The sequence below is a fragment of the Arthrobacter sp. fls2-241-R2A-200 genome, assembly GCF_030209745.1.
Taxonomy (GTDB): domain Bacteria; phylum Actinomycetota; class Actinomycetes; order Actinomycetales; family Micrococcaceae; genus Arthrobacter.
Genome location: NZ_JARVRJ010000004.1, coordinates 49,090 through 74,337 on the forward strand (window position 1 = coordinate 49,090; position 25,248 = coordinate 74,337).

The 25,248-nt window shown below is 65.9% G+C and carries 28 protein-coding genes; 7 read left to right on the top strand and 21 right to left on the bottom strand.

Annotated features, from left to right (window positions below):
• The 4 genes from QRN42_RS04415 to QRN42_RS04430 all read left to right on the top strand — a co-directional run bounded on the left by QRN42_RS04415 (window position 1) and on the right by QRN42_RS04430 (window position 3,833).
• Window positions 1–1,755 (top strand): hypothetical protein, encoded by a 1,755-nt coding sequence (locus QRN42_RS04415; protein WP_133830705.1) that lies wholly within the window; start codon window positions 1–3, stop codon window positions 1,753–1,755.
• A 30-nt stretch (window positions 1,756–1,785) separates the two neighbouring features.
• Entirely contained in the window at window positions 1,786–2,151 is a 366-nt protein-coding gene (locus tag QRN42_RS04420) for a hypothetical protein (RefSeq protein WP_166185560.1), read from the top strand.
• A 110-nt stretch (window positions 2,152–2,261) separates the two neighbouring features.
• The gene (locus QRN42_RS04425) at window positions 2,262–2,633 is read left to right on the top strand and encodes an HU family DNA-binding protein (protein ID WP_133830707.1); all 372 of its coding nucleotides are present in this window, start codon (window positions 2,262–2,264) and stop codon (window positions 2,631–2,633) included.
• Window positions 2,634–2,777: 144 nt separating this feature from the next.
• Window positions 2,778–3,833 (top strand): hypothetical protein, encoded by a 1,056-nt coding sequence (locus QRN42_RS04430; protein ID WP_133830708.1) that lies wholly within the window; start codon window positions 2,778–2,780, stop codon window positions 3,831–3,833.
• 10 nt (window positions 3,834–3,843) lie between these two features.
• On the opposite strand, the gene QRN42_RS04435 is transcribed toward QRN42_RS04430, so the two are convergent.
• Window positions 3,844–4,218 (bottom strand): hypothetical protein, encoded by a 375-nt coding sequence (locus tag QRN42_RS04435; RefSeq protein WP_133830709.1) that lies wholly within the window; start codon window positions 4,216–4,218, stop codon window positions 3,844–3,846.
• Window positions 4,219–4,329: 111 nt separating this feature from the next.
• Here QRN42_RS04435 and QRN42_RS04440 point away from each other — a divergent pair, with 111 nt between their 5' ends.
• Together QRN42_RS04440 and QRN42_RS04445 are read left to right on the top strand one after the other, a co-directional pair.
• Window positions 4,330–5,391, top strand: a complete 1,062-nt coding sequence (locus QRN42_RS04440) for an ATP-dependent DNA ligase (protein WP_284975286.1) — start codon at window positions 4,330–4,332, stop codon at window positions 5,389–5,391.
• Complete coding sequence (locus QRN42_RS04445; RefSeq protein WP_284975285.1) at window positions 5,378–6,199, top strand: hypothetical protein; 822 nt, start codon at window positions 5,378–5,380, stop codon at window positions 6,197–6,199. The genes QRN42_RS04440 and QRN42_RS04445 overlap by 14 nt, the downstream gene beginning before the upstream one ends.
• Before the next feature lie 70 nt (window positions 6,200–6,269).
• Here the strand turns inward: QRN42_RS04445 and QRN42_RS04450 are convergent, their stop codons facing one another.
• The 16 genes from QRN42_RS04450 to QRN42_RS04525 form a co-directional block, all read right to left on the bottom strand.
• A complete protein-coding gene (locus QRN42_RS04450) occupies window positions 6,270–6,527 on the bottom strand; it encodes a hypothetical protein (protein WP_133830727.1) in 258 nt (85 codons plus the stop codon).
• Window positions 6,524–6,835 (bottom strand): hypothetical protein, encoded by a 312-nt coding sequence (locus QRN42_RS04455; RefSeq protein WP_284978249.1) that lies wholly within the window; start codon window positions 6,833–6,835, stop codon window positions 6,524–6,526. Before QRN42_RS04455 ends, QRN42_RS04450 begins: the two co-directional genes overlap by 4 nt.
• Window positions 6,836–6,919: 84 nt before the next feature.
• Entirely contained in the window at window positions 6,920–7,426 is a 507-nt protein-coding gene (locus QRN42_RS04460; RefSeq protein WP_133830729.1) for a hypothetical protein, read from the bottom strand.
• Window positions 7,419–7,790: a hypothetical protein gene (locus QRN42_RS04465; protein WP_133830730.1), complete on the bottom strand. Its 372-nt coding sequence runs from the start codon at window positions 7,788–7,790 to the stop codon at window positions 7,419–7,421. Before QRN42_RS04465 ends, QRN42_RS04460 begins: the two co-directional genes overlap by 8 nt.
• Before the next feature lie 157 nt (window positions 7,791–7,947).
• Entirely contained in the window at window positions 7,948–8,442 is a 495-nt protein-coding gene (locus QRN42_RS04470; RefSeq protein WP_133830731.1) for a phosphatase domain-containing protein, read from the bottom strand.
• A gap of 28 nt (window positions 8,443–8,470) precedes the next feature.
• Window positions 8,471–9,016 (bottom strand): hypothetical protein, encoded by a 546-nt coding sequence (locus QRN42_RS04475; protein ID WP_133830732.1) that lies wholly within the window; start codon window positions 9,014–9,016, stop codon window positions 8,471–8,473.
• Window positions 9,017–9,018: 2 nt separating this feature from the next.
• Window positions 9,019–9,720 (bottom strand): hypothetical protein, encoded by a 702-nt coding sequence (locus QRN42_RS04480; protein ID WP_284975284.1) that lies wholly within the window; start codon window positions 9,718–9,720, stop codon window positions 9,019–9,021.
• 36 nt (window positions 9,721–9,756) lie between these two features.
• A complete protein-coding gene (locus QRN42_RS04485) occupies window positions 9,757–10,698 on the bottom strand; it encodes a hypothetical protein (protein ID WP_133830734.1) in 942 nt (313 codons plus the stop codon).
• A gap of 62 nt (window positions 10,699–10,760) precedes the next feature.
• A complete protein-coding gene (locus tag QRN42_RS04490) occupies window positions 10,761–11,381 on the bottom strand; it encodes a hypothetical protein (RefSeq protein ID WP_284975283.1) in 621 nt (206 codons plus the stop codon).
• Between the two features lie 107 nt (window positions 11,382–11,488).
• Window positions 11,489–14,404, bottom strand: coding sequence for an AAA family ATPase (locus QRN42_RS04495; protein WP_284975282.1), 2,916 nt, complete (start codon window positions 14,402–14,404; stop codon window positions 11,489–11,491).
• Window positions 14,405–14,606: 202 nt separating this feature from the next.
• Window positions 14,607–14,816: a hypothetical protein gene (locus QRN42_RS04500; RefSeq protein WP_133830737.1), complete on the bottom strand. Its 210-nt coding sequence runs from the start codon at window positions 14,814–14,816 to the stop codon at window positions 14,607–14,609.
• Window positions 14,817–14,923: 107 nt separating this feature from the next.
• Window positions 14,924–16,867 (bottom strand): AAA family ATPase, encoded by a 1,944-nt coding sequence (locus QRN42_RS04505; RefSeq protein ID WP_284975281.1) that lies wholly within the window; start codon window positions 16,865–16,867, stop codon window positions 14,924–14,926.
• Between the two features lie 147 nt (window positions 16,868–17,014).
• The gene (locus QRN42_RS04510; protein ID WP_133830739.1) at window positions 17,015–18,706 is read right to left on the bottom strand and encodes a vWA domain-containing protein; all 1,692 of its coding nucleotides are present in this window, start codon (window positions 18,704–18,706) and stop codon (window positions 17,015–17,017) included.
• Window positions 18,707–18,809: 103 nt separating this feature from the next.
• The gene (locus QRN42_RS04515) at window positions 18,810–20,054 is read right to left on the bottom strand and encodes an AAA family ATPase (protein ID WP_133830740.1); all 1,245 of its coding nucleotides are present in this window, start codon (window positions 20,052–20,054) and stop codon (window positions 18,810–18,812) included.
• Between the two features lie 220 nt (window positions 20,055–20,274).
• Window positions 20,275–21,306 (bottom strand): hypothetical protein, encoded by a 1,032-nt coding sequence (locus QRN42_RS04520; RefSeq protein ID WP_133830741.1) that lies wholly within the window; start codon window positions 21,304–21,306, stop codon window positions 20,275–20,277.
• Between the two features lie 137 nt (window positions 21,307–21,443).
• Window positions 21,444–22,400: a hypothetical protein gene (locus QRN42_RS04525; RefSeq protein ID WP_284975280.1), complete on the bottom strand. Its 957-nt coding sequence runs from the start codon at window positions 22,398–22,400 to the stop codon at window positions 21,444–21,446.
• A 171-nt stretch (window positions 22,401–22,571) separates the two neighbouring features.
• Here QRN42_RS04525 and QRN42_RS04530 point away from each other — a divergent pair, with 171 nt between their 5' ends.
• Window positions 22,572–23,129 carry a LysM peptidoglycan-binding domain-containing protein gene (locus QRN42_RS04530; protein WP_208294361.1) on the top strand — a complete coding sequence of 186 codons (558 nt, stop codon included), beginning with the start codon at window positions 22,572–22,574 and terminating at the stop codon, window positions 23,127–23,129.
• 70 nt (window positions 23,130–23,199) lie between these two features.
• On the opposite strand, the gene QRN42_RS04535 is transcribed toward QRN42_RS04530, so the two are convergent.
• The 4 genes from QRN42_RS04535 to QRN42_RS04550 form a co-directional block, all read right to left on the bottom strand.
• The gene (locus tag QRN42_RS04535) at window positions 23,200–23,541 is read right to left on the bottom strand and encodes a hypothetical protein (protein WP_284975279.1); all 342 of its coding nucleotides are present in this window, start codon (window positions 23,539–23,541) and stop codon (window positions 23,200–23,202) included.
• Entirely contained in the window at window positions 23,534–23,836 is a 303-nt protein-coding gene (locus QRN42_RS04540) for a hypothetical protein (RefSeq protein ID WP_133830744.1), read from the bottom strand. The genes QRN42_RS04535 and QRN42_RS04540 overlap by 8 nt, the downstream gene beginning before the upstream one ends.
• Window positions 23,837–24,052: 216 nt before the next feature.
• Entirely contained in the window at window positions 24,053–24,688 is a 636-nt protein-coding gene (locus QRN42_RS04545; RefSeq protein WP_284975278.1) for a hypothetical protein, read from the bottom strand.
• A 61-nt stretch (window positions 24,689–24,749) separates the two neighbouring features.
• Window positions 24,750–25,157, bottom strand: a complete 408-nt coding sequence (locus QRN42_RS04550) for a hypothetical protein (protein ID WP_284975277.1) — start codon at window positions 25,155–25,157, stop codon at window positions 24,750–24,752.
• Window positions 25,158–25,248 lie beyond the last annotated feature (91 nt).

Sequence of the window (25,248 nt, forward strand, 5' to 3'; positions counted from 1 at the left end):
ATGACACAGGACACGGAGCAGGAAATGGGTCCGGGCGGCAGGGGCCGGGGGCGCAAGGCACTGCCTGTCGACCCGTTGGGCGACGTCCATGCCGTGTACGGGATGGACGGCGGGGAGGAGGACATCATCGACGCGGAGATTGTCGACGAGCCGGAGACGCAGGCCGGACACGACACCTCACGCGGGCAGCGCGAGCGGCTGCGCGACCGTGCCCGCGGCTTCTTCGGGGCCACGACGCGGGAGCGGACCGAGGAGCGGGAGCGCCAGCGTGCACGCGACCAGAAGCGCGCTGCGGCCGACGATGACGGCCTCGACGACCGGGAGCGGCTGCTGAAGCTTCGGGCGGAGACGCGGCTGGCGGGCGAGGCGTACATGCAGACGCTGCGCGATTCGAAGCTGCTCGTGCCCGGCTTCAACGACGGGGAGCGCACGAAGGAGTTCGACGCGATGCACGCGGTCTACATGCAGATGATGATGCAGGGCTGCCTGCGTCCGCTCACCCGCGGCGTGAACCCGAACTCGGTCATCCAGGCCGCCGGCATGATGATGGCAATGCGGATGCTCGCTCCTGACTTCAGGAAGGAGATGGACTCCTACCTGCAGCCGTTCAAGGACAAGGTCCAGGACCGGATCGACGCGAAGACCCGGCACATCGGCGAGAGGGCCGAGCGCCAGGCGGCCCTGGTCGGAGATCTGTTCGGGGGCGCGCCGGAGGCGCAGGAGGCCGCCGGCGACGACGGCGGGAAGCAGTCCGGGAAGTCGGGCGGGCGGTGGGGCACCAGCAGGGACGACTTCCTTTCCCGACGCTGGCGTACCCGCCTGGAGGACCTGGAGCGCCGCGAGCGGGGCAACCGTGAGTTGTTTACTCCCGAGTCGGCGGCCATGACCGAGGTCGCACTCATGGAGAACGCCTTCTGGAAGATGCGTGACCTCGAGCAGGACGCGAAGCAGATCAACGCCAGCTACAAGGCCCTGCGCAAGCGCCTGCGCCAGCAGATGGAGGACGACGGGCTCGACCGTGCCGAGGTGGTCAAGCGCGCCCGGACGATCATCGGCGAGCGGATGGAGTCCGAGCCGGAGCTGCGCCTGATGTTCAACGGCGTCGCGCACGGCCGCATCGTCAAGGCCCCGCCGCACGAGGCCCGCCTCGCGGGCACCGACAGGGTACGAGAGGTCTGGACCGGGGAGTTCGACGACCACCTGGGCCGGCGGATCCCCGACGAGGGCATGTTCACGCTGCGCCTGCCGATGGAGCCGGACGAGCACCAGGTGCAGCTGGCGGAAACCATGAAGGCGGCGATGCTGGACGGCGTCCAGCGTGGCGACGGACAGGCCCTCGGCGGCAGTGTCATGGGCTACATGATCGGTTTCGCGGCCAAGAAGCAGGGCCTGGACACCCGCGGGCTGCCCGAGGACCTCCAGCAGCGCCTCGACCAGTCCGAGAGCATGCTCGCAAGCATGGAGATCGATGGCCTCTCGGACGAGGAGCAGCAGCGTGTCTACTCGAACGCCTACGTGGACGCCATCGAGGAGCTGAACAAGGAGGACCCGGATTTTGAGCACGAGCTCAAGCTGGCCCTCGGCGAGGACTGGCAGGACACGATGCGGGCCGCGGTCGACGATCCCGCTACTTTCCTGGCGGCGCAGCGCACGCGGCCCCAGCCCTTCCGACAGGGGCCCGGCCCCTCGGCCCGGCCGGGGCCGGAGGGCCAGTGGAGCCGCGACCGCGGAGCCGAGGACTACCAGCCGGCATAGTCCGGAAACGAACGAGAAGGAGACAGGACCATGAGCGACGACCAGCAGGTAGAGCAGCAGGAGCGGTACGGTTCCCGGCTCGCCCAGATGTTCGGGTACGTCACGCCCGAGGACCGCGGTCGCTGGGAGCAGCAGCGTGCGCAGAACAAGAAGAACGTCAACGCAACCAAGCAGGGTGCGAAGTCCTCCGTGAGCTCGATGATGGAGTTCGGCGACAAGAACATCAACGCCAAGCTCAACGCGGCCCACCGGATCGCCGACCAGCAGCGGTTCGACGAGTCCCACGACAAGATCGTCAGCACACGGCGCGATCCGAAGACTCGGTCGATTATTGAGTCAGTTGACTACGAGTACAAGGACGACCGCCAGTCCATTGATCCGGATTTCGAGCTTTAGTTTGAATGGATACCGACAGGTCTGTGGATCGCTTTTCGACAGGCCTGTCGGATAAACTGGTTTTCAAGCAGTAAGCGGACGACGAGGGATGATAGGACAAAGGTGTGGGCATGAAGACGACGGTTCATCCGCGGATCAGCAAGCGTGGATTCATCTCGAAGGTGGCCGGCCGCAGCGGACAGCCGATAAGGGTGGTGAGTGAGGTGTACGAGTCGCTCATCGCGGAGCTCACCGACGCCGTGCGCCGTGGAGACACCGTCGTGCTCACCGGCTTTGGCCGCTTCGCCCGGCAGACGCACAAAGGCCACAAGGTCCGGTTCGGCAAGAAGGACGTGGATGACTACTCGGTGCTGAAGTTCTCCGCGTCACGCAGCATCAATCGACGGCTCGATCCGGACGCTGACCTGGGTGGCCCGGAGACCTTGCGGCTGATCGACGAGTTTGACGAGGCTGAGGAGGTCCTTGCCCGGGTGGCGGGATAGACGACGGACAGCTGCTGACAGAAAAAAAGAAGAACCCCGGCGATGCGGAAGCATCACCGGGGTTCTTGTGTCCGTAAGGGGCTGCAGGTGCCAGGACCGGTCCCTGTGCACGGCGCATCGTCAGGGGTCGCTTATGATCGCTCGGTGATCTCGTCTGAATTCCTTACCTGTACCTCCCATGTGCCATTGCTCCAGTCAGTGGTGCAATGCGATCCATTTGGCGTGATTGTCAGGTCGGCGGAACAGGACTGGGACCCGAGCACTTTGTTGTCCGCCCTCAGCCAGGCGTCGGCCGTTCTGGTCGCCATCATTGGAGGTTTCCTTGTCAGCAGGCTTGTTGCGATCTCCAGCGAACGCGAGGGCATCAGGAGGCTGGTGGAGGCAGCAGCTGGACGCATTGGGCACATTGAGGCGGACCTGAAAGAGGCCCATCGGACCCGATTGGACAGGGCGGAACGCTACTTCTACGAAGTGGCAGTGGAAAAACTGCTTGAAAATCCGTCCTTGGACTTGGATGCCCTGATTCAAGAGCGTGTCGCACGGGGAACGGCAGAAGAAGAGCTCAAACCGTACGCGGTTGCACTCCGGCAACGGGTGCAAAATGCAGTGCAGGCCATCAATTTGAAGCTCAGAAAAGGCGATACCAGGAATCTTGACCTTGAAGATCTCGTCGAGCGCGGTCTGGAAATCCCGGACGCCCACCAGGATCTTTATGAACAGGCATTCAAGCGCCGGCGCGCCTTCCTGCCAAAACCTCCCGCACTATCGATTCTTGGATCCACAGATCTCTTCGACTACTCAAATCTGGCAGCGGCGTTGAGACCGGACTGGGCGATCGCAGCGGACGTGCGACGACAGGATGAGGAAATCCGCGCTGAGGCTGATCTGAAGACGCAGCTGCGGGCTGCTGTTGCCGAGCGGGACCGCTTGAATGAAGAGCTGGCCCGCGTCGGCAAGCCAGAGGGAGTGGCTGCGGCCATGTGGATGCTGGGCCTCCTCTCGCTGGGAATCCTCGTACCTTTGGTCATGATGGCCTTTGAGCCCAAGGGCCTGGACGTCGTGTCCAAGATTCTGCTGCTTGTCAGCTTTGTCATCGGACTGGTGGCGATTCTTTGGTATGTGGGTTGGTTCTGGCTGAAGATCGGCAGTGACAAAACACAAGCTACGCCAGGAAGGTCCTCGGAAGCCCCGCCCCGGTAAAGGCCAGTAGTCACGCAATCTTGATGGCCGCCTTTTGCCGACGTTTTGCCGTTGCATTGCGAACCTCGGCGGCAATGCTCCAGGCAGCCGTTTCCGCAGTTCCGTTGGCCGGATGCACGAGAACACCGTGTGGGCCCGTGAGGCTTTCACCTGTACGGGTGCTGGCGTGCACGCAGTACCTGCGCTGGTTGTGCACGGTGTAGGTGACTTCCAACTCCAGTTCGACATCCCAGATGTGCTGCTGGTCCCGCAGAGCTTTCCTTGTCGCCGCCAGGAACATCAGGGCCGCGGCATCTTCAATCTGCTGTGAGGTGGGTTCCTTGTAGCGCCGGCCACCGGCAGTCCCGGCAGACCCAGCGGGGTTTGTAACAGCTTCAGTGGACATGACGACTCCTGTTTCGAATGTGGTTGGTTTCCCTGATCGAAGAAGGACCCGGTCACAGCTTTGCTGTGACGCTTCCCGGTGCTTGGTGCTGTATCCAGCCGGGAGGAAGCCTTGTTTCCACCCCTGCTTCGCTGGGCTTACGCTGTGCCCACGATGTTCGAAGGTTTGCCGGCCGCCCTGCATCCTCCTGTTGCCCTTGCTTTGGCCAAGGCCGTGGAGTCGATACCACGCGGTGACGCACTGTCCGGCGGCTCAGTCTTTGAGATGAAGTTCGACGGTTTCCGGGCAGTGTGTCTGGTCGGTTCGGATGGGGCGTGGCTCTACAGCAGACAGGGCAAGGATCTGAGCAGGTACTTTCCGGACGTGTTGGCTTCCGTGCGTGAGCAGATCCCTCCGGGCTGTGTTGTCGATGGCGAAGTTGTGGTGTGGTCCGAAGGGCGGCTGGATTTCGATGCGCTGCAGATGCGCCTGGTGAGCTCAAAGGCGGCTCTTGCGGAGCTCGTGATGAAAAGCCCTGCCTCGCTGATCGCCTTCGACGTCCTGGCAGTGGCGGGGCAGGATACCCGCGGGCTTCAATTCCGGGACCGCCGGGCTCTGCTCGAGGAGCTGGCGCGCGGGTGGGTTCCGCCACTGCATCTGTCACCGGCGACCAGCGACCGGGCCCTGGCGGCCACGTGGTTCAGTGACATGACCGCCACGGGCGTGGAAGGAATTGTGATCAAGGGTGAAGGGCAGACGTACGAGCCCCGGCGAATTTGGCTGAAGGTCAAGAGCAGAAGCGCCCTTGATGTGGTTCTTGCGGCGGTCATAGGTCCCATGGCGCACCCGCGGGCAGCGGTGGTGGGTTTGCCGGTACACGGACGGCTGCGGATTGTCGGCCGGTCCACGTCCTTGACGGCTCGTGCGGGAAGGGATCTGGCCATATATCTTCATCCTCCCCGGGGAAGGCATCCATGGCCGGAGGAAATCAGCGAACGGGTGCTGGACCGCTTCACCAAGGAGGGCGGCACCACTCGCTTGACTTTGGTGGAGCCGTTGGTGGTTGAAGTCTCGGCCGACATAGCCTGGTCGGGTCAGGCATTCCGGCATTCAGTCCGCCTCATACGGGTCAGGCCTGAGTTGTCGCCGACGGAAGTATCCCTCCCGGAAGGCTTCCAGCGTGCCTGGCGATAAAGAATGTAGCCATGTGAAGAATGGAGTCATGCGACGAGAAGATGAACCTGAAGAGTTCGAGATTGCCGACTCGTATTTTCAGGAGCTGAGGACCTGGCTGGGCTTCCGGGATTCCCACGAGGCGTGGATCCCGGAAGCCGGAAGCCGTCTGGCGCAGGACGATGGGCTCATCAAACCCCACCAGGCGTCGCACAACATCGCCAATGCGGTAGTCAGCGCGATCGATCATTTGCACGCGCTGGACAGCATCATGCTTGGTGCCGGAGCATCACATACTCTTGCCCCGTTCTCGCTGGTCAGGGCAGCCATTGAGTGCGCCGCACAGGCCGCCTGGATTTCAGCGCCAGAAGAACAGGCGACCAGGATAGTTCGTTCGCTGTCTCTGTCGCTGAAGGTAGCCAAAGACCGCGAGACTGCGTACAGCGAACTGGCACGTCGCCATCCGAATCTTCAGGGAACGCTTCCGGACTTCGACAGCGACAAGGCGCAACTGCAGGCTATTCTCGATGCCTCCGGGGCCGCTGGAAAGTTGATTCTCCCCAGCAGCACGCACATACTCACGCAGGTCCGCGACCTGGTGCCCAGGACGTCCGCCTTGTCCGTATGGCAGCTGTGCTCGGGTTTTGCCCACGGCAGGCGCTGGGCCGCGGATGCCGTGCTGAAGCCGGCGCAGTCAACTTCTCTGCCGGATGATGTCATCGCCAAGGAAAACCGGCCGACCATGAGGCTGCTTGTCTGGGCCCTTACCCCGGCTATGGATTTGATCCGGTACAGCCTCGAGCGGCATTCCGAGCTATCGCGGGCCTAAGCACCCAATTTGTGCCCGCTGAAGCAAGAATCGGCAGCCGGAGCGGGTTCCGCGAAAGATGCCGCGCGACTCAGTTATCCGCGATGGCGAAGATCACGATAATGATGATGATCGGGATGAGCAGCACGCCCGCGCCGGCGGTGAGGTGCTCCCAGCTGAACGGCGAGTTGAGGAAGGCGATGAAGCCATCCCACAGGCTACGGACGGAGCCTACGGCCCAGGCGAAGAAGCCGGTAGCCCAGCCGATGACGGCGGTGACCGAGACTCCACTTAGTGCGCACAGCCCCACGATCGTTCTGGTGTTCTTGAGCATGGCCAGTCCCCTCATTTCCGGTCCTCGAACAGCAGGTAGTAGAGCCCAATGTGCGGGGTGACGAGCACGGCGAAGGCCAGCCAGGCCCGCTTCGGGTCCTCGATCACCCATGTGATCCCGTCTTTGACGGGTTCGGCGTAAGCGATCACCGGCGCAAGAACATCGGTGCGGAAGACCACATGGAAGATGCCGTAGGCCATTCCCAGGGCGATCGCCAGGGCAAGGCTCCGGCGGATTGTCAGCTGCGCCCGCGGGCTCATCCCCCGGCGTGGTTCCTCGACGGCCGGAGCCCAGGCCTGGTGGTCCGTGTCGCAGTCGTGCATCACTTAATCCCGTTTCCATCGAATCATCATTCATGCCCATTCTATGAGAAAGGCTGAATGACGAACAGAAACGAGGCGCAATGGTCAGTCGAACTCGAGGTCTGCACCGACGGGTGCGGGTATGTCGAGCCCCCTGCCCGCCTGCGGGGCAGGGTTCTTCGCCGCGGATGCGCGGCGCTGGGCGGCGAGCTGGTCGAGGGTGACCCCGACGGGCCGCCCGAGGCGCTGGCCGGCTGTCCGGTAGACCTCACTGTCGCGGCGTGCGCCGATGGCGACGATCTCGCGCCGGGTGATGCCGCCGGGCGGCTCGGGCCTGATGTCGCGTGAGACGATGCGCAGCGGCGGCTTCTCATGGGGATCCGCACCGACGTAGGTTGTGTCGCAGTCGGAGAGGTCGGCAAAGCGGGAGTCGTAGTCCAGCGGCTTAGTCGGGTGGCGGCGGCCGTTGAGCCGGTGGAGCATGACGATGGTGGCCTCAAGGAGCGCCTCATCCCGGCTGTGCGGATTCTTCAGGGCGCGCTGGTTGAACCGTTCGATGTCCTGGCGGGCCCCGGGGCTGAGATGGACCTTGATCCGCAGCCCCTCAGTCATCGTCGAGCACCTTGCGGATCATTGACCGGGCCGGCTCGCCCAGCTCATCGCCGAGCTCATCGAGGGTCAGGCCGGGCTCCTCGGAGGCGTCGGAGGCACGGATGCGGCGGGAGAGCTCGGCCTGGAACGCAGCCTCGTCGGCGTGGACCCGCCGGAGCAGGTCGACGAAGTCGGCGAACGGGATTACGGCGGCCTCGGGGACGTTCCCGTCACCGAAGATCAGGGGTTCGGCATCCCCGGCGCGGAAGCGCTCGAGCAGGGTGCCCAGGTCGGCGGCGGTAATCTTCTGGGTCGGGGCGACGTTCACGGAGAACTTCGGCAGGGAGCCCTCGCGCGGGGCCTGGGGGGTCTTGTCGTCAGTCATGGTTCCAGTCTATTCGTGGTCGAATGGGATGCCAGTGCCTCATATCCCACCATTCCTGATGGACACTGAGTCGCTGGGGAATGGCGTAGCGGGGCAGTTGAAGAGAAGCAGGCCCGCGCCCTGCGGCCCACTGCGGGTCGAGGGCGCGGGCCATGCGTCAGAACTCGCCCGAGCCGGGCTGGACGTCGAACACCGGCACGCCGAGGGCCTGCCAGGCGCGGATCACCCTGGGCCGGTCATCCAGCGCGAGCCGGACGTCCCACCGCCCGCGGATGAAGGCCTCGTAGATCTCGGGCTTGACGATGTCGTCCGGCCGGCGGTCGCCCTGTCCGCGCATGAACAGAGGGCAGCTGGCAGTCCACTCCCCCACATGTTCGATGAGCCAGGCGTAGGTCGCGCGGCCGACGTCCCAGCCGTTGTCGTCCATGACCGGCCTGCCGGAGCAGAACACGATCTCAAGTCCGGCAGCGTGCAGGGCGCGCACGGTTTCGATCACTGGCGGGTTGGGCAGGTCCCAGGGGACGAGCCGGTACTCGTGGTGTCCCCTGATGAAGCGTCCGTCGGGAAGGGTGTGCGTTGCGACCGTCCCGTCGATGTCGACGATCACGGCCGGCGAGATGACCGCGGCCGTGGCAGTGCTGATTTCTGTCATGGTGGGTCCCTCCTTCCGGGCGGTGAGGCTATTCAGTAAACGGACGCTCGGCCTCGACGTCGAGCGGGACGATCGTCCCGAAAAGTCCTGCAGCATGCTGTGACCCGTGCGGGACTGCCAGCAGGTCGGGACCATCGGGCATGACGCCGGACTCTCCGCATGTGGGACACGTCCATGTCCAGGTGACGGGCGCGTGCACAACGCGCCTGTCGATGATCACCCAGTCGAAGCGGTCAACCCAGTCCTCGCGGCCGAGAGGCTGACAGAGATCGGCGTCGAAGAGCGCATCGGGCACTGGTGTCCGGCTGCTCATCGCACTCCTTCTTCGGCCGGTGCGGGACCGGGCTGGGGCCACCCAGTACTCCCCGAGGGGCTGGATGGTCCCGTTCTCATGGCCATGGCAGGTCAGTTCGAGAGAGCCCGCCCATTCGTGGGGACCCTGGGTGATCGCGGTGCCAGCCGGCACCTGCAGCGGAGCGTGGTCGTGGCCGTGGTAGTCGCGGCAAGCCGACTCGTCGTCGTTCACGAGCTTGAGGGCGCAGCACGCGCAGAGGATGAAAACACCGCTGGCCAAGGTCAGTCCCCGCCTTCCTGGTTGTCGTACTGGCTGACATAGCCGATGAGAAAGTTGTCGTCGACCGGATCGAAGCCGTGCCGCTCCGTGAACTCCGTGTGGTACTCGGCAGGGTCCCGGTCTCCCGGGTGCGGCCGGACGGAGCCGATCGCGTTGGCGATCCACTCCAGTTCGTCGGCACCGGACCACTCCGGCTTGGTGCCGAGGCCGAGGGCAATGGCGTCGACGATGTCGGTGTCGGTCACAGGTCCGGGGTTGCCGTTGGTCCGGGACAGCGGCCTGCGGCAGTCGGGGATGAATCCCATGGCAAGCAGGACGGTCACCGGCAGGTGGTGGGCGTGCCAGATCGCGTCGGCGGCGTCAGTGGGGGAATCGCCCGAGGAGAGTCCGCCGGAGAGGTGCAGCCGGTAGCCGGCGACCTCGATGGTGTCCGTCTCGCTGGAGTTCAGCGCCTCTTCGAGCTCGTCGATGACCCTGCGGCCGACGCGTTTGATGACCTCCGGGCTCGGCTCGCCCTCGGCGTCCAGGTGCATGTCGGGGTCGAAGTCCTCGACCAGCTCCTCGAGCTGGGACTCGGGGTCGTCGAACCGGAACGATTCAGGGTCCGCGGTCTCCTCGACCATCAGGCGGCCGCGTTCGAAGTCGATCGGCTTGGTGCGGTCGGCCGGGACGGCGATGGCCGCGGTGAGCATATCGGCGCTCATGGGTTCTCCTTGGGTCGGGATGTGGGTGGGGTCGGCTCAGGCGGCGGATTGCTGTGTCTTCGCGGCGGCGTGCTCGCGGTAGAGGCGCACAGCCAGGTCGACGCAGTAGCAGGTGAACAGGAAGTGGATGTCCCAGTCGCGCAGGTCCCACTCCCAGGTGTCGGAGCCGACGGTGTCCTCGTGCTCAGCCAGCCATTTGTGGGCCTCCGACTCGCTGTCGGCGTGCCAGCGGGCGTCTTCGATGATTTCCATGCGCCGCTCGGCAGGGGAATGTCGTGGGACCTCGATGTCGGCGAGCTCCATCCAGTTGTGTTCCTCTGTGAGCCGGTCGAACTTCTCGTCGGGGATGCCGTCGGTGCTCCAGAGGGCAGCGCGCGCGGCAGCGGCCGCGTTCCGGCGCTCGTGGTTCAGCACGGTGCCGGTGGCCGCGAGGTGCTCCTGGGCGTTCCAGTGGGCCTCGAAGAGCGCCAACTGTGCGTCCCCGTCAAGGCCGCGCAGTTCGTGCAGGCGCGCCAGCAGCGCCAACTGCTGATGGTGGACCTCCTGGGCCTCGGTGCCGAGTCCCTCGCTTTCTTCGAGGTGCTCCCGCACCAGCTGGATGAAGAGATCCGAGTCGTACTGCTTTACTTCGCGGGAGCGGCCGCCGCAGAGCTTCTCGGCCCAGTAGCGGAAGTCGATGCTTGGCGCACCGTCGGAGTAGTAGCCCTCGCTCTTGCCGGCCGACGCGAAGAAACCGATCATGTCGGGTTCTCGGGTGAACATGTAGCCGTCGGCGATGTCGCCGCTGGTGGCCAGGTGGCCGGGCCAGGTGGTGACGTCCCAGGACCACATGCGGGTCCCTGGGGCCTGGATCCTGAAGTGGCGGTAGAGATCCTCGTCGTGCAGAACGACGAGGACGTGCTCCCGGGTCTGGGCGAGAAAGTCGGCGTACGTACGGGCGTACGGGTTCTCGGGCTTGACGGTGTCAGGTGCGGACATGGCGGGTCCCTTCCGGGTCTGCTGGTCAGGGTTGTGGTCGGGGCCGTCCGCTCGGGCGGTGCTCAGAGGATCGGCAGTGGCCGGCCGGAGGGCTTGTAGTGGCCGTCGGCCTCGTCGAGCACGGCCTCGGTGAGGAGCACGGTGGCGGGCATGAGGAACGCACCCACGAGCGCGGCGAGGCGCTGCTCGTCGGCCAGCACCCGCTCGGGGATGCTGCCGCGGGAGCTGAAGAACATGTCGGCACGCTCGATGAGGCTGGCCCGGCGGGCCTCTCTGGAGGTGAAGTGCTCGGCGATAGTCTGTCCGGGGCCGTACTCGGTGATCACCGAATAGAGCGCGGCGGGAACCTCGGTCTTCTTGCGGGTTGTGCTCACGTAGACCTGGACGCCCCATCGGCGGCAGAGCTTGGCGATGGCGTTGACCACGCTGTCCGGGGCGCTCTCCCACTGCCCGGAGCTGGACTGGTACAGCTCGTGCACTTCGTTCGCGGCGGAGGCGTCGATTGCGCCCAGGACGACGTCCGAGGCGGTCAGCAGCTGCGCGCACATGCGCAGCCGGAATGCTGGCGAGGGGTAGTGGTCGTGGAAGACGATCCGGTCGTCGTGGCAGATGACCAGGTCGTAGGCACTGTCGGGGCCCGGCACGAGCTCCTCTGAGCCGGTCTGGATTCCAGTGGCGGTCATGGCGTGCTCCTTCGAAGCTGCATTGGCTGTGTTTATGGGATGGGAAGCAGGAGGCGCGGGCGCTCCGACCTCTCGTGGAGGTGGAGCGCCCGCGCCGGTGCCGTCGGTCAGACGGCTTCTGCGATCTGCTGCTGGTCGCCGGCGGTACCGGCGTCCTCGTCGTCGACCAGAAGGGTCGGGTCGATGCCCGCAGCGCGCTGCGCGTTCTTCTCGTCACGCTCGGTGAGGGCGTTGACGATCTGTTCGTAGCTGCTCTGGATCGGCGGGTTCTTCGCCGTGCCGTAGGAGAGCACGTACTGGCTCTTCATGGCGCGCGTGAACGCGACGTAGAACATCCGCTTGGTGTCCTGGGTCATCTTCGCGTCCTCCTTGTAGAGGACGACGACGTTGTCGAACTCGAGGCCCTTGGCACCGTGGATCGTCGAGACGACGAGATCGGCCTTGGACTCGAGGTTCTTCCGCTTGCGCTCCTGGTTCTTCTGCTTGTTCACGTTCAGCTTCTGCTGGTTGCGCGTGATCTCGAAGGACAGGAGGTTGTCGCGGAGCCGGTCGAAGAACACGTTCGCAGGCAGGCTGCCCTGGTTGCACAGGGCCACCCAGCCGTTGATCGCGGCGCTGTTCTCGACCCACCACTCGGAGATGGTGCGCAGGATTGCCTTCTCGACGTTGACGTTTCCGGCATTCTTCGTCAGCTTGCCCATGTTGTCCTTGATCCCCTGCGAGACCACGAACGAGGCGTTGGCCGGCTGCACCTGCAGGACGTCGTTCCAGAAGAACTTGATGTACTTCGAGAAGATGTCCGTGGCGTAGACGCGGTCGCTGACGAGCGAGGCCACGTGCTTGTTCGGGTAGGCCTTCTCGAGCACTTCCTGGATCAGCGCCACCTCACGGCGGGCGTAGGCCAGGAAGGCCACCTGCTCGCCGCGGTCCAGGCAGGCCTGAACGTACTCCGGGATCACCGTGTTGCGCACGAGCGGCTGCAGGTCGTTGGCGATGAAGCCGGTCAGGCGGGCCACCTCGTGGTAGTTGAGGGTGACCTTCTCCTGGAAGGAGTCGGCCGTGGGCACCGCCAGCGAGTTGGCCTGCAGCTGGATGTTGGCGAACTGGTTGGTCTCCAGACCGCCAAGCACGACGTTCGCGAAGTCGAGAATCTCCTGGTTGCTCCGGTAATTCGTCGTGAGCCGGAAGGTTGCGAAGACCCCCGAGCCCTCCAGCGTGTTGAGCGCCCTCGGGTTGGCCGATCGGAACTCGTACAGCGTCTGGCTGGCGTCCCCGACGATGAACAGCGACTGGGCGTGCTTGGTGATGTACTTCAGCACGTAGATGAACTCGAAGACCGAGTTGTCCTGGACCTCGTCGATGATCAGGTACTTGCTCTGCACGTGGGCAGGCTCGGACATGTCATCGATCTTCTGGTAGCAGATGATGATCTGCAGCTCCAGCGAGGTTTGCTCGATGCGGTCGAGCAGCGCGATCACCTCGTCGAAGTGGTTCTCGACGAAGGTGTTCAGGGCCGTGAACGCGCCGGTCTTGTTCTGGTCGACCTCCAGCAGGCGGTGTCGGAACGTCGCCGCGAACTGGCTGTTCGGGTAGAAGATGTCGATCGAGTTGATGATCGTGTCGATGGCCGAGACCTTGTGGGTCGGGTGGTTCATCGAATAGATGTCGATGATCATCTTGGCGATCGTCATCGAGCCGACGTTCGGGTTCTTCTCCGTGATGTTGTCGGCGGCGGCGTTGGTGAACGACAGGACGGTGATGTCGCTGGCGGGCACCCCGCAGGTCTCGAGGTACTTGATGCGCTCAAGGATCACGGTCGACTTGCCTGTGCCCGCGCCGGCCTGCGTCATCACGAGCGGCTCGTGCGTGCTGAGCGCGTCGAGCTGCTGCTTGGACAGGTGCGGCGGGAAGACCGGGGCCGTGGCCGGCTGGGGCGGCGTGAGGAGCTGGCCCTTCATGCGCTCCAGGTGGTCGAGGGTGTGGTTCATCAGCAGGCTGAGGTTCTGCTTGGACAGCTTCGCCGCGATCGGCGCGGAGAACGTGGTGTCCAGCTGCTGGTGGATCCGGCGGTAGGCCTCCAGCGGGACGTTGTAGTTCTCCAGGTAGCGCAGCTGCACCGCGAGCATGTTCAGCTGCTCCTCGGTGGGGCTGGCCGGCATGTCCTGCACGTACTGGCAGACGGTGTCCGAGATGGCCTCGGAGTCCCAGATCTGGGCCAGGCGCGTGATGCGCTCGTAGATCGGGTACTCGTCCATCCAGTCGGCGAGCTTGTCGAGGTTGGTGGCACTCAACCCTGCGGCCGAGAGCACATCCTCGATGACGTCGCGGGCATTCTCTGCGGGGCTGGTGTCCCACTGCAGGAACACCGCCGCGTCGTGGTTGCCGTAGCCGATGGAGCGGGACACCGATACGGCGCGCTCGGGCTCGGCCAAGCCCTGCTTGAGGAAGTAGAGCTCCAGGCGGTACTGGATCACCAGGTCACGGCGGATCTTGTCGCCGGACTTATCCTCGTACACGGTCAGGGCCTGGGGGGTCATGTCGAAGTGCACGTCCCAGGAGTTGGTCGGCGTGGCGATGTCGAGCTCGAAGCGGTCATCGACATGCGGTACCGGCAGCGTGAACGACCCGCCCGAGAGCAGGGAGCGGCGCGTGATCGGGGCCAGCGGCACCAGCGCGGTGGTGATGTCGTGGTGGGTCGAGCTCTGCTTGACCTCGATGTCGCGGTCAACCGCGTAGGCGGTGTTGGTCGCGGTGTTGATCGGCCGCAGGCTCTCATTGAGCAGGCCGGTCTTCTTGCCGGACCCGGTCAGGCGCGAGGAGAAGAACTTCGGGTCGACGGTCTTCTGGGCAGCGACGGCGGCTGCGGAAAGGTCGATGTCGTCAAGCAGAATAGGCATGGTGTCGTCTTTCTTCGAACGAATCAGTAGGCGGGTCGAGAGGGTTTGTCGAATGGAAGCCGCATAGACCATTCTCACAGGAGACGAATGGTCAGTCGAATGCTCGTAGACGAGCGCTTGGGTCACGGGCGCGGGCATGAGAGCGGGAGGGCTCGCCTCTGGCGACGAGCCCTCCCGCGCTCCTCTCAACCCACCCGTCAGGGGCCGTGAGGCCCCTGAATCCGGGCGCGGCGGCGTCAGCCCCGCGGACCCGGACACCGCGCGCTACCCATGCGCGCGGCGGTCAATCGCAGGCTCACCTCTTGGGTAGGCCCGGCGGGAAGCACCTTCAGTCGGCGTTCCAGGGATTGGCCTTGGTGACGGACCCGGAGGGGTCCACCTCGACAAGGCCGAGCATGAGTGCGAGATCACGGCAGTCGGCCGCGTCCGCCGAGTGGGCGGAGACCAGCAGCAGTGCGTCGTCGCAGATCTGCTCGCTCCTGTCTTCGGGCTGTGCCGCACGGACTGTGCCGACGGCGGTGGTGGTCGTGGTGGTCATGGCAGTGACGTCCTTCTTCCTGTGTTCGAACGCGGTACGCGCACGCACGAGCGCCCCCACCCCGGGTATCCGGGACAGGGGCGCTCGAACGCAGTGTGGTGCCGGGATCAATCGACGGCCAGCGCCTCCGGCTCGTCGGAGACGGCGGCAGCGGGTGGGATGAACGCAGTCGACGCAGCCGACGCAGCCTGGGCAGCGAGCAGCCGGTCCTCGATCCACACGCGCACGGCCTTGCCGGCCGGACGCGCACCCTGGGAGTCGACGTAGGTTTCCTCGGCGACGGCACGCAGCTCGTCGTCGGGGATCGACGCGGGCAGTGTCTGGCCCAGGCGGGGCCTGGCGTCCAGGATCCGTTCGCGCTGGCGGCTGTACTCCGCCGCGAGGATCTCCCGGTAGGCCTGCTCGTCGACCGGGTTGAAACCCACGACGAGTGAGAACCGCCCGAGCAGCTCTGCGTCGAAGAACTGAGCCAGCTCCTTGGTCAGGGACCGGTGGGAGACCGCCGGCGGGGCCGAGCCGAAGCCGACCGGCTTGCGGTTCAGGGCTTCCCGCGCGGCGTTGGTCGTGCAGATCACCAGCGCCTTGGAGAAGTCCAGCACCTTGCCGTGGGCGTTGCGGATGTAGCCCTCGTCGAAGGCCGAGAGGAACAGCCGCTGCACGGCTTTGTCCGCCTTCTCGAACTCGTCGAGCAGGATCACCCGGTGGGGGTTGGACTCGAGCGTGTCGAATGGCAGCTCGCGGTTGGAGTCCGAGCCCACGTAGCCGGGAGGTGCCCCGACGATCTTCGCGGTGTCCGAGGGAGTGTGGAACTCCGTCATGTTCAGGATGATCGGCTCGGTGCCGGTCATCTGCTCCGCAATGATCTTCGCGGTCTCGGTCTTGCCCACGCCCGAGGCTCCGGCGAGCATCCAGGTTGTCGGGGTCGACGTCGGGAACAGGTCCAGCTCCTCGCGGGCCAGGCGGTCCACGAGCTTCTCGAGCACGTCGTCCTGTCCGCGCAGGCGGCCCAGCAGGGTCGCCCGGAGGGTTGCGACGTCGAACTCCGGGCGCTGGGCGTTTCCGGTCATCAGACGCTTGGCCACGTCCAGGACGCGCTTGGTAGTCAGCGGCACCTGCGGGATCGACCGCAAGGTGTTCACGAGTGCCGTGTCTCCGGCTGCCTCGGCCTGGACGATGAGCTTCTTCTGCTCCAGCACACGGTCGGCCATCGCCCGGTCCAGCAGCGTGATGGCGCTGTCGGGGCGGTGCTGCCCGGCACGGGAATTCTCCTCCGCGATCCGGACCGTCTCCGCCAGGACATCGTCGGAGACCGCGATCTGGTGGCGGTAGTGCGCCACCAGGCCCGGCCGGACGCTGCCGAGCACCGTGAGGGTTTGCTCGACGGTCAGTTCGTCGACGATGAGCGGGGTGAAGCGCCGCGCGAAGGCAGGGTCGTCGTCGAAGGCCCGGGACTCGGTGGAGGTGGTGGCACCGATGACGCGCATGTCGCCGCGGGCCAGGGCAGGCTTGAGCACCTGCGAGACCTTTCGCAGCACTGAGTCGGTGTGGGAGGTGGATCCACCGGTGATCTGGTGGATCTCGTCCATGAACAGGATGACCTTGTTCTTGGGGTCTGAGGCGAAGTCGATGACGGTCTGGACCTTCTCCTCCAGCTGCCCGACGATGCCGGAGCCGGCGACGAGGTTGGTGATGGGCAGCTCGTAGACGGTGAAGCCCTTGAGCTGGTCCGGGATGAGGGTGTCGCCCAGGGCGATCCGGCGGGCGATGTCCTCGACGATCCGGGTCTTACCAACGCCGGCGGAGCCCTTCAGGAGCACGTTCGGCTTGTTCCGGCTGATCAGGACGGAGAGGACCTGCTCGATGAGCGCGTCGCGGAACATCGTCGGGTCGGCGTTCTTGAACTTCTCGTTGTAGTCGACGAGGAGCTCCTTGACGGCGTCGTCGGACTGGCCGCTCTGGCTGGGGATGCCGCCCATGCGCGGGAAGCTCGGAGGCGTGCCGCCGCTGTTCGTGTCGTCGTCGGAGCCCGACGTGAAGTTGTTGAGGCCCATCGCGGGTCCCTCCTTCGGTGGGGTTCGCCGGGCGGCGCGCTGGGTGGGCGCGCCGGGATGCCCGGCAGGGTTACGGGTAGGTCTGAGGGAGGAGGAGACGCCGGCCGGTTCGGCCGGTCGGCGTCTCCCCTGTGGCCGGGAGCAGGATCAGAGGACCATGCCCAGCAGCTTCTGCCGGATGCTCGGGTCGATGTGCTGCATGCCGTTCGCGTACGCCTCGGCGGAACGGACCATGTACTTCCAGTCCATGGCCGAGCACGGGGCGTAGTAGAGGTTCGGCGGGTGCTCCTCGCGTCTCGAGGGCGGAGACCACTCGAAGTCGGTGATCATCAGCGACAGCCGGCGCTTGCGCACCGGGGAGGCGTTGATGTAGTCCCACACCTGCTTGAACTCGGTGCCGCCGGTGACCTTGGGCACCTTCCGGAACTCCTGCCAGATCTGCCGCGTCGACTTGTTCTCGACCTTCAGCAGCGTCTCCTGGGAGAGCATGTGGCTGAAGGAGTTGAAGTACAGGTTGACGTTGAGCTTCTTGGCGATCCGGATGAGCATCAGCACCGCCTCCTGGTAGTTCTCCTCGGAGATCGACCCGGAGGTGTCGATGAAGACGTGCAGGTCGGGCATGTACTGCACCGAGGTGATCCGGCCCGGCTTGTTGAAGTCGTCCGGGTTGCGGCGGTTGGCCTTGAGGAAGGTCGTCTTCGTCGTCCGGTAGACGTTCTGGGACTTGTTGACCTTGCCCATGCGCTTGAGCACCCGGGTGATGTCCTTGAACAGGTCCAGCTTCGTGGGCGGGGCCTTGCGGAACTTCACCTGGGCCGAGCGCGAGCCCGGCTGTCCCGGCTGCTGCCGTGCGCCCATGGCAGCGGCCCTGGCAGCTGCTCGCGGGAGCGAGGTCAGCTTGGACAGCGCGGCGTTGGAGACGACTTTCACGGGTGAGGCGAGGGACTGGTTGATGAGGTTCCACTCCCCCGTTACCTTCGCGGCGGTGGCGCGGGCGTGGGCCTCGACATTGACCAGGACCAGCGACCGCGGGCAGAACAGCTCCCCGACGGTAAACGGCATGATGCCGGTGTCGAGGGCGGCCGCGCCTGTTGAGGCGGCCTTGCGCTGCTGGTCGACGTAAGTCATCAGCATGCGGATGACCAGCCGGGCGAAAGAGAACTCGTCGTTGCCGTCGGAGTCGTCCTTGCGCAGCAGCAGCGATTCGGTCAGCCCCTTGAGCGAGAGGTTCGCAAAGTCGTTCAGCAGCCGGAGGGTGTCCGCCGGCATCGCGTTCGCGCCGGCCATCGTCTGCACCTGCTGGTTCAGCCAGATCTTGAAGCCGTCGAACGCGGCAGAGGACTGGAACCAGTACCCGAGGGTATTCGGGTGGTAGGTGTAGGCGACGGAGGCGAAGAAGGCGCTCTCGTCGGCGGAGCCTGCGAGCAGGCCCTTGGCCGCGGGGATGACATCGTTCTGGGCTGAGTACAGGACCCGGGCTGACGGCGCGGGCCACTTGTTCTGCTGCCCGGCCTGGACAGCGAACAGTTCGCCCACCGGCAGGGGCGTGCCCTGGTCATAGCTGACCATGGTCTGCCCGAGCAGCGCCTTGGCGTTCTTCTCGGCGGCCGGGTCCATCGTCTCGCCGAGGCAGCGCATGACGATGTCCAGGACGTCGCCGGTGATGCCGTGGCCCGAGCCGTCGACGATGCTCGCCGGAGCGCTGGGGTTCAGCGGCTCCAGCAGCGGGTCGACCAGGACCTTCTGGATGGCCGGTATGGGGTCGTAGTCGCCCGTGCACGAGATCGTGTGCAGGGCGTCGAGCACCGCCGGCTTCTGGTTCGTGACGGTGATCGTCATCGTGGTCTCCTAATGCGGTCTGAGGTGACTGGTGTCGTGGGATGGCGGGGGACGCTCCGGAACGGAGCCGGTGGCGTCCCCCGCCGCCCGGTGCCGGGTCGGCTCAGAGGAAGGCCGACAGGGACGGCTTGACCGCGGCCACGATCGGCGAGTCGACCTCGAGGAAGGCCTCCAGGTTCTGCCGGTCGAACTGCCCGGTCGTCACCAGCTCGAACAGGGTGCGCGTGTGCTCCGGCTCAATCTGGATGGCGGCCTGCGCCAGCTGCTCGATGAGGCGCGAGTTGTCCTCCTTCTCCTTCATCGCGTAGAGCAGCGAGCCGGAGACCTCGTTCTGGGTCAGGCCCGAGATCTGCGCGGCAAGGTCGGTGACCGTGCCCGCGGACTTGAGGGTCGTGTAGCAGTTCGGCTTGGGCACATTGACGCGGTTGTGTGCGGGGCCGCCCGAGTTCGATGCGAGGTCTTCGGCGATAACCGCCACGAGCTGGGTGGTGAACATGGTGTCGCCGGTGAAGGCCTCGATCGCCTCGTTGAGCAGCGAGGTGTCGCGGCCGCCGATCTGGACCGGGGTCGCCAGGTGGCTTGCCAGCTCCTGGCGGTCGACGCGGTTCAGCCACCGGGAGAGGTGGTCGATGGTGCGCGGCGTGGTGAGCTGGTTCATCTCCTCGCCGCCGTCGAACAGCTCGGCCATGGTGACGTTGCCGTCGTCATCGTCGTCATCGCGGCCGTCGGCCACGATGGAGTTCGGCGTCGACTTCTGGAAGATGAGTCCGGGGTGCTGGGTGAGGACTTTCTTCACCCAGGGGTTGAGCGCGTCTCCGAGGACGGACATGAGGGTTGTCGCATCGGGCTCGACGTGGAAGATCGCGAAGCGCGACAGCGAGGCCTCGTCGAGAGTCGTGACGTTGCCCTTGTCGTTGCCCGCCACGATGAGGCGCACGTTCTCCGGCAGTTCGATGTGGCCCATGCGCCGCAGGGTCACCAGGGTGAGCGCGCCGGAGGTCACGTCGGAGGTCGTGCGGTTGATCTCGTCGAGGAAGAGGATCGGCCACTCGCGCGGGTTCTCCAGCGCGTAGTCGATGCACTCCTGAATGACCTGGTGCGGGTAAAAGACCTGCTTGTAGGACTGTGTCCCGTCGGTCTTCTCGTAGGGCACCAGGCGCGCGCCGGTGAGGTCGGCCTTGTCGGCGAGCTGGTTGCAGGGCAGGACGAAGGCTTTGGTGCCCATCGAGTAGGCGAGGGCCTCGACGAAGGAGGACTTGCCGATGCCGGGCTCGCCCATGAGCGCGGGCGTGGCCCCGACCTCGAGGGACTGCTGGATCAGAGTCGTCAGGGTGTCGTTGAACTTCATGGGAATGTCTTTCTGGTCGTGGGTGAGCTGTGAGCAGGTGAGACGGGAGACGGACCCACGGCAGGGCTGAGCGCCGTACGGGACATGTCGGAAGCAGGGCCACAAGGCCCGGTGACGGGGGCGGTCGGGCTCAGAAGCCCACCGCCTCCCCATCCCCGATCGGGCTCCGCCCGATCCAGTCCTTGTTCCACCGCCAAACCGATGGGCAACCCCCGAAGGTTCACCCCGCCTCGGCGGAGGCTTCCCGTGCCGCCACCAAGGCAGCGGCACGGTCCAGCAGGAACGGCCTGCCGTTGCGCATCTGGGCGTGCTTGGGCCGAGGCTCGATCACCGCCAGCGAGGTCTTGTACAGCAGCCAGGCCTCGTCACCGGAGGAGAACTGCGCGCCGAAGGACCGGTAGGTGCGCAACGGCAGCTGCATGCCGGTGTAGAGGACACCCAGGACGGAGAACTCCCAGCGGGAGCGGTCGTTGTCGAAGTCCTCGGGCGTCTTCAGCCGGTCGCGGGAGCCGGCGAGTGTCTGCTCGACGATGGCCTCGGCGTACGGGATGTCGGGCATTTCGCCGTCGGTGCCGACGGCGGTCGAGGGGATGCTGATGCTTGGCTTGGCCTTGGCGGCGAGGTCTGCATACAGGTCCGCCACCGAAGAGAACCGGTCGGAGGCTGGTCGCGCCGCAACGTGTTCGACGATCCGCTGCGGCACCGGGTTGCGGGTGAACGTGCACCAATGGTCCAGGAGGATCTCGTACCAGCCGTGCTCCTCGCGCAGGACGCGCTTGTCAGCGGCGATCGGGAAGTCGTGGAGGTTGGCAGGCAGCGGGGCGACCAGGTGGAAGCCCCGGCCCGACATCGACAGCTCCGAGTACAGGATTCCGGGCAGGCGCAGGATGTCTGCGGCCACGTCCGGCGGGCAACCGGGCTCGACGTCGATCACGATCAGACCGTCGGAGGGGGCCTGCAGGTAGAAGGCAGCGTTCGCCGCGTTCGGCAGTGTGTCGGCCAGCTGGTCGAGGGTGAGCAGGCAGGTCGCGTCCAGGGCGAAAGCTCCGCGCAGGGGGCCTGCGTGGCGGCAGCCCGGATTGCAGCCGTCGAGCAGGTGCCGCACATCGATCGGTGCCTTGCGGCCGGAGTCCTCGTCGTCGAGCTCGCCGAGCCGGCCGGAGATGGTCCAGCGGCAGGCGGTCGCCAGGGCGCGAATCGCGGGGTTGTCATAGAAGCTGGGGAAGATCGCGCGGGGATCGACGGCGGTCACATCAATGCCTTCTTGTCGGGAGCGGATGAAAACAGGGCCGGGTTGCACTCTGGCCCTGAAAGACGAGACCCCCGTACGGCATGGATGCCTGCACGGGGGTCTCGTCTGGGGGTTCGGTCGGTCGGATCGGCCTTGGATCAGCCCTGGTAGGTGATTCCGGCCTGCTGGGCATCGCCGGAGCCGCCCCACGGGCCCTGGCCGGCGGGAGCACCCACGGCCGAACCCGCGTTCTTCAACTCGGCGTTCTCACGCTCGAGGCGGGCGAGCTTCTGCTCGGGCGTCTCCTGCTGCGGCTGCACCGCGGGGACCGGGGCGGCAACCGGAGCCACGGCAGGGGCCGCCTGCGGAGTCACCGCGACCGGTTCGGTCAGGACCTGCGCGTGGGCCTGGGCGGGGACCGGACCCGCGACTGAAGCCGCGACGGCGGGCTGCGGGGCCGGGAAGGACAAGCCGTCCTCGACCTCGGTGGCGACCGGCTCCTCGCCGTTGCCGACGGCGGAGCCCGAGCCCGGCTGGGCCTGGACCGCGCGGGGCGGGGCGTTGAAGACGATGCCGCGGGCCGCGAGCTCCCCGCTGGCGACGCCGCCGGCGTTGTAGTAGCGCGGGGTCTCGTGCACAATCACCTGGTCGAGCGACAGGCCGCGGTTGGCGAAGTTCTTCGGCTTGTAGACGCGGAGCACGAGCGTCACGTCCAGTCCCTGTGCCAGCTCCTGGCCGGAGGTGTCCTGGTCATAGGTGCCATCACCCTTCTCGGACGGGATCGCGATGATCGGCAGGTTCGTGCCCTTGGAGTCGATCGAGTAGTTCGCGCCCGAGGCTGGGTTCTTCTTCGAGGTGTAGCGGCGCTCGGAGACGAACTGCTCCTCGACCGTGGGGTTCGCCGGGTCGGCGAACTGCACCTCGGCCTCGGTGATCGTCGCCGTGGTGTGCGGCTTGCCCACGGGGCTCATGCCGTTCTGGACCTTGCGCTGGTCGCTGGCGGCGAGGGCGGCACCCTCGATGAGGCTGGTCAGCCGGGCGAAGGCGAGCTTGCCGCGGATGAAGACGCTGGTGCCCTCGGTGAGCTGGTTGGCGGAGATGGAGTAGTTGGCCATGGTGGTGGGTTCCTTCTGTTGAGTGATTCGGTGGTTCTTGGCGGCCCGTCGGACTGGTCTATGACTCGTCTATCCCTTCTCCTATTCTATCAAGATGCACTGGACTACGAGTAGAATGTGCATAAGGACTCGAATGGTCGCAAATGGTGAGCTGGATAGAGAGGGACAGGGATGACGGATACGATGCACAGGCCCGAGGAGAAGGCCGCTGATGCGGCTCCCTGGGCCCGGGTGACGGCGCAGCGGCGGGACCGGCTTGGGCCCCTGGGCTATGGCGGTGGACCGGTGCTGGCGGCCGGGATCATGGCCGGTGGCGCGCTGCTGTTCGCCGGCTGGGGCGCGACGCAGCTCCTCACTGCTGACCGGAGCCCGGCGAGCGATGCGGCGGCAGCTTCCCAGCACGAGGAGGGCACCGTGACGGTGACCTTGCCGGACCGGGACCGCAACGGGGTCCCGGACGCCTTCGAGGCCAAGGCCGGTAACGGCAGCTCTGCGGACGGCCAGGGTTCGGGCACCTCGGCGTCGGGCAAGGGCGACGAGGACAAGCCGGCGCAGGTCCCCGAGCCGAAGCCACAGCCGCGGGTGTACGTGATCCAGTGGGGTGACACCCTCACGGAGATCTCGGCGGAGACCGGAGTGCCGATCGGGGCCCTGGTCGAGAAGAACCGGATCCAGGATCCGAATCTCATCTACGCCGGGGCCTCGCTGCTCATCCCGCCCACGGCGTGAGAGCAGGCCTGGGGCCCGGACTGCGCCGACCTTCAGCGCAGTCCGGGCCTCTTGCTGTGTCCGGAAACGGTCAGTCGGCGGGTCCTGCAAGCATCTGCTGCAGCGATCGCAGCCGCGCCAGCTCGGCCTGCATGGGGGCGACGTCGTCCGGCGCGTAGTCCTGGGGGTAGTCGAGCTTGTACTCGGCGAGCAGCTCGATCTTGGCGGCGAGGAGATCCAGCACGCCCAGTTCGTCGATCAGGGCCCGGGCGAAGGCCCGGAAAGCGTCCTCGTGGGTGATCGCCGCGCCCTGGGCCCAGCCGAGGGCTGCGAGGGCGGATTCTCCGTTCTCATGGGTGAGACCGCGGGAGGTGACGACAGCGGCTGCGGCCTTCTCGGTGAGGTTCGCCATCGTCCCGGTCGGGTCAGGCATCGGCATCGCCGCCTTGCCCTGCGGCGCTGTCGCCGGCCGGGGGCGTCGGGGTCTGGATGTCCAGCCAGATCTGCATGGCATCCAGTGCGTTCGAGACCCCGTCGCCTTCGTCTAGCGTGATCAGCTCCGTCCACCCCGACTGCGTGAGCGTCGAGACGGCGAACTCTTCCCTGGCCGCAGTCACCTGGTAGAGCCCGGAGCCGGCGACTTCGTAGATGGTCCGGCCGTGCCGGGCGGAGCCTTCGGCCCGTTCGTACTTGACGGGCAGCTGGGCTGCGCGGAGAGGGACGGTCATGGGCTACTCCTGTGGGTCGTGGCTCTCAAGAACAGACGATTCGGTAACGGTGGCCGCGCCGCGCACCGCGCGGCTGCGACCACCACGGAACGACCCCCGGGACCGGCGTGAGCCGGTCCACGGTCTTTCCACCGGTTCCCCAGGGACGCAAAAGACCCCGCCTCGGCCGAAGCCGGGCGGGGTCGACCGAGCGCCGGAAGAAGTGCTGCGCCGCGCTCAGGCGGCGTCGGTGTCGGCCTCACCGGGATCCTCGGCAGCGTCGTGCTTGTCAAACAGGAAACCCCGGGCCTGGCCGCTGGCCATCATGTCTCCGAGGTGCGCCAGGAGCACCGCGCGCTGCGTGGTCCGGCGGTCCTCCAGCGGGTCGTAGTCGCGCAGGGCATCCAGGTTGACCACCCAGCCGTTCTCGCGTTCGACTGCTTCCTCAAGTTCGGAGCCGGCGGCGACGGCCATACCGGTGAAGTCGTGGTCGAACTCGGGTGTGACGTCGAGCCGCTGTGTCGGGTCGTCGATGTAAAGCGTGTCGCCGAACAGCAGCCCGCCGGAGCGGTCGAAGGCGGTGAGAAAGGCGCGGTCGGCGCGGGAGGTGTTCTCGACATGCACGGCGGCCACGGCGTCGTTGGCGAGAAAGTCCGTCTGGCTCAGACGGGCATAGGTGCGTGAGCGGGCCTCGTAGCACCACATGATCGACCGGGCCTCGTCGAATCCGCGGAACTCGTCGGAGGGGGGCTGCATATCGACCATCTGATGCTCCTTCACGGGCGTGATCACCTCAGTCCGGCGGGACATCACGATGTACGGAATCGCCGGGCTGTGGTTCCCATCCTGCCACAGGAGTGGAAAAGATTCCACTCAAATACCAAACGCCGGCACGAGGAAGACGTCCCCAGGGTGGTGGGACCCCGCGGCGGGATCAGTCTCGAGTGGAGTCAGGGCTCTTGGGCGGGTCGTCGAGCTGCTCGCTCTTGCGCGCCAGCTCCACAATGGCCCGGATGCTGGCCAGTGCGCCGTCGCTGAGCCCGTGCACACGCAGGGCGATGGTTCGCTCCTGCGGGGTCAGCTCCTGCTCGGTGGCGCTATCTGGCTCGTTCTCCTCCAGGAAGTAGGACAGGGGGACGTCGAAGGCGTCGGCCAGGGCTCGGAGGTGCTGCAGGCGGGGATTGTGGGCCTCCCCCTTGCGCAGTTGCTGCAGGTAGCTGAGCGACATCGAGGAGATGCCGCGCTGCTCCATTCTCTGGACGATTTCCTGCAGGGTGACGGGGCGACCGTGTGGTCCTGCCGTCTCCGCGAACAAGCGTTCTAGTCGCTGGGCGATGGTCACGGAGCTGGATCCTCCTCGTGATTTCAGACATGAAGTCATCGAGGCGAACGGTGCACGCGACGACACCTTCATACTAGTGGAAGATCTTCCA

Coding starts and splice junctions, on each gene's coding strand:
- QRN42_RS04500 (WP_133830737.1), bottom strand. CDS start 14,816: ATGACCACCACGACCACCACCGCCGTCGGCACAGTCCGTGCGGCACAG.
- QRN42_RS04505 (WP_284975281.1), bottom strand. CDS start 16,867: ATGGGCCTCAACAACTTCACGTCGGGCTCCGACGACGACACGAACAGC.
- QRN42_RS04515 (WP_133830740.1), bottom strand. CDS start 20,054: ATGAAGTTCAACGACACCCTGACGACTCTGATCCAGCAGTCCCTCGAG.
- QRN42_RS04465 (WP_133830730.1), bottom strand. CDS start 7,790: ATGACTGACGACAAGACCCCCCAGGCCCCGCGCGAGGGCTCCCTGCCG.
- QRN42_RS04485 (WP_133830734.1), bottom strand. CDS start 10,698: ATGTCCGCACCTGACACCGTCAAGCCCGAGAACCCGTACGCCCGTACG.
- QRN42_RS04530 (WP_208294361.1), top strand. CDS start 22,572: ATGACGGATACGATGCACAGGCCCGAGGAGAAGGCCGCTGATGCGGCT.
- QRN42_RS04480 (WP_284975284.1), bottom strand. CDS start 9,720: ATGAGCGCCGATATGCTCACCGCGGCCATCGCCGTCCCGGCCGACCGC.
- QRN42_RS04460 (WP_133830729.1), bottom strand. CDS start 7,426: ATGACTGAGGGGCTGCGGATCAAGGTCCATCTCAGCCCCGGGGCCCGC.
- QRN42_RS04540 (WP_133830744.1), bottom strand. CDS start 23,836: ATGACCGTCCCTCTCCGCGCAGCCCAGCTGCCCGTCAAGTACGAACGG.
- QRN42_RS04415 (WP_133830705.1), top strand. CDS start 1: ATGACACAGGACACGGAGCAGGAAATGGGTCCGGGCGGCAGGGGCCGG.
- QRN42_RS04425 (WP_133830707.1), top strand. CDS start 2,262: ATGAAGACGACGGTTCATCCGCGGATCAGCAAGCGTGGATTCATCTCG.
- QRN42_RS04470 (WP_133830731.1), bottom strand. CDS start 8,442: ATGACAGAAATCAGCACTGCCACGGCCGCGGTCATCTCGCCGGCCGTG.
- QRN42_RS04420 (WP_166185560.1), top strand. CDS start 1,786: ATGAGCGACGACCAGCAGGTAGAGCAGCAGGAGCGGTACGGTTCCCGG.
- QRN42_RS04435 (WP_133830709.1), bottom strand. CDS start 4,218: ATGTCCACTGAAGCTGTTACAAACCCCGCTGGGTCTGCCGGGACTGCC.
- QRN42_RS04535 (WP_284975279.1), bottom strand. CDS start 23,541: ATGCCTGACCCGACCGGGACGATGGCGAACCTCACCGAGAAGGCCGCA.
- QRN42_RS04490 (WP_284975283.1), bottom strand. CDS start 11,381: ATGACCGCCACTGGAATCCAGACCGGCTCAGAGGAGCTCGTGCCGGGC.
- QRN42_RS04450 (WP_133830727.1), bottom strand. CDS start 6,527: ATGAGGGGACTGGCCATGCTCAAGAACACCAGAACGATCGTGGGGCTG.
- QRN42_RS04455 (WP_284978249.1), bottom strand. CDS start 6,835: ATGCACGACTGCGACACGGACCACCAGGCCTGGGCTCCGGCCGTCGAG.
- QRN42_RS04525 (WP_284975280.1), bottom strand. CDS start 22,400: ATGGCCAACTACTCCATCTCCGCCAACCAGCTCACCGAGGGCACCAGC.
- QRN42_RS04510 (WP_133830739.1), bottom strand. CDS start 18,706: ATGACGATCACCGTCACGAACCAGAAGCCGGCGGTGCTCGACGCCCTG.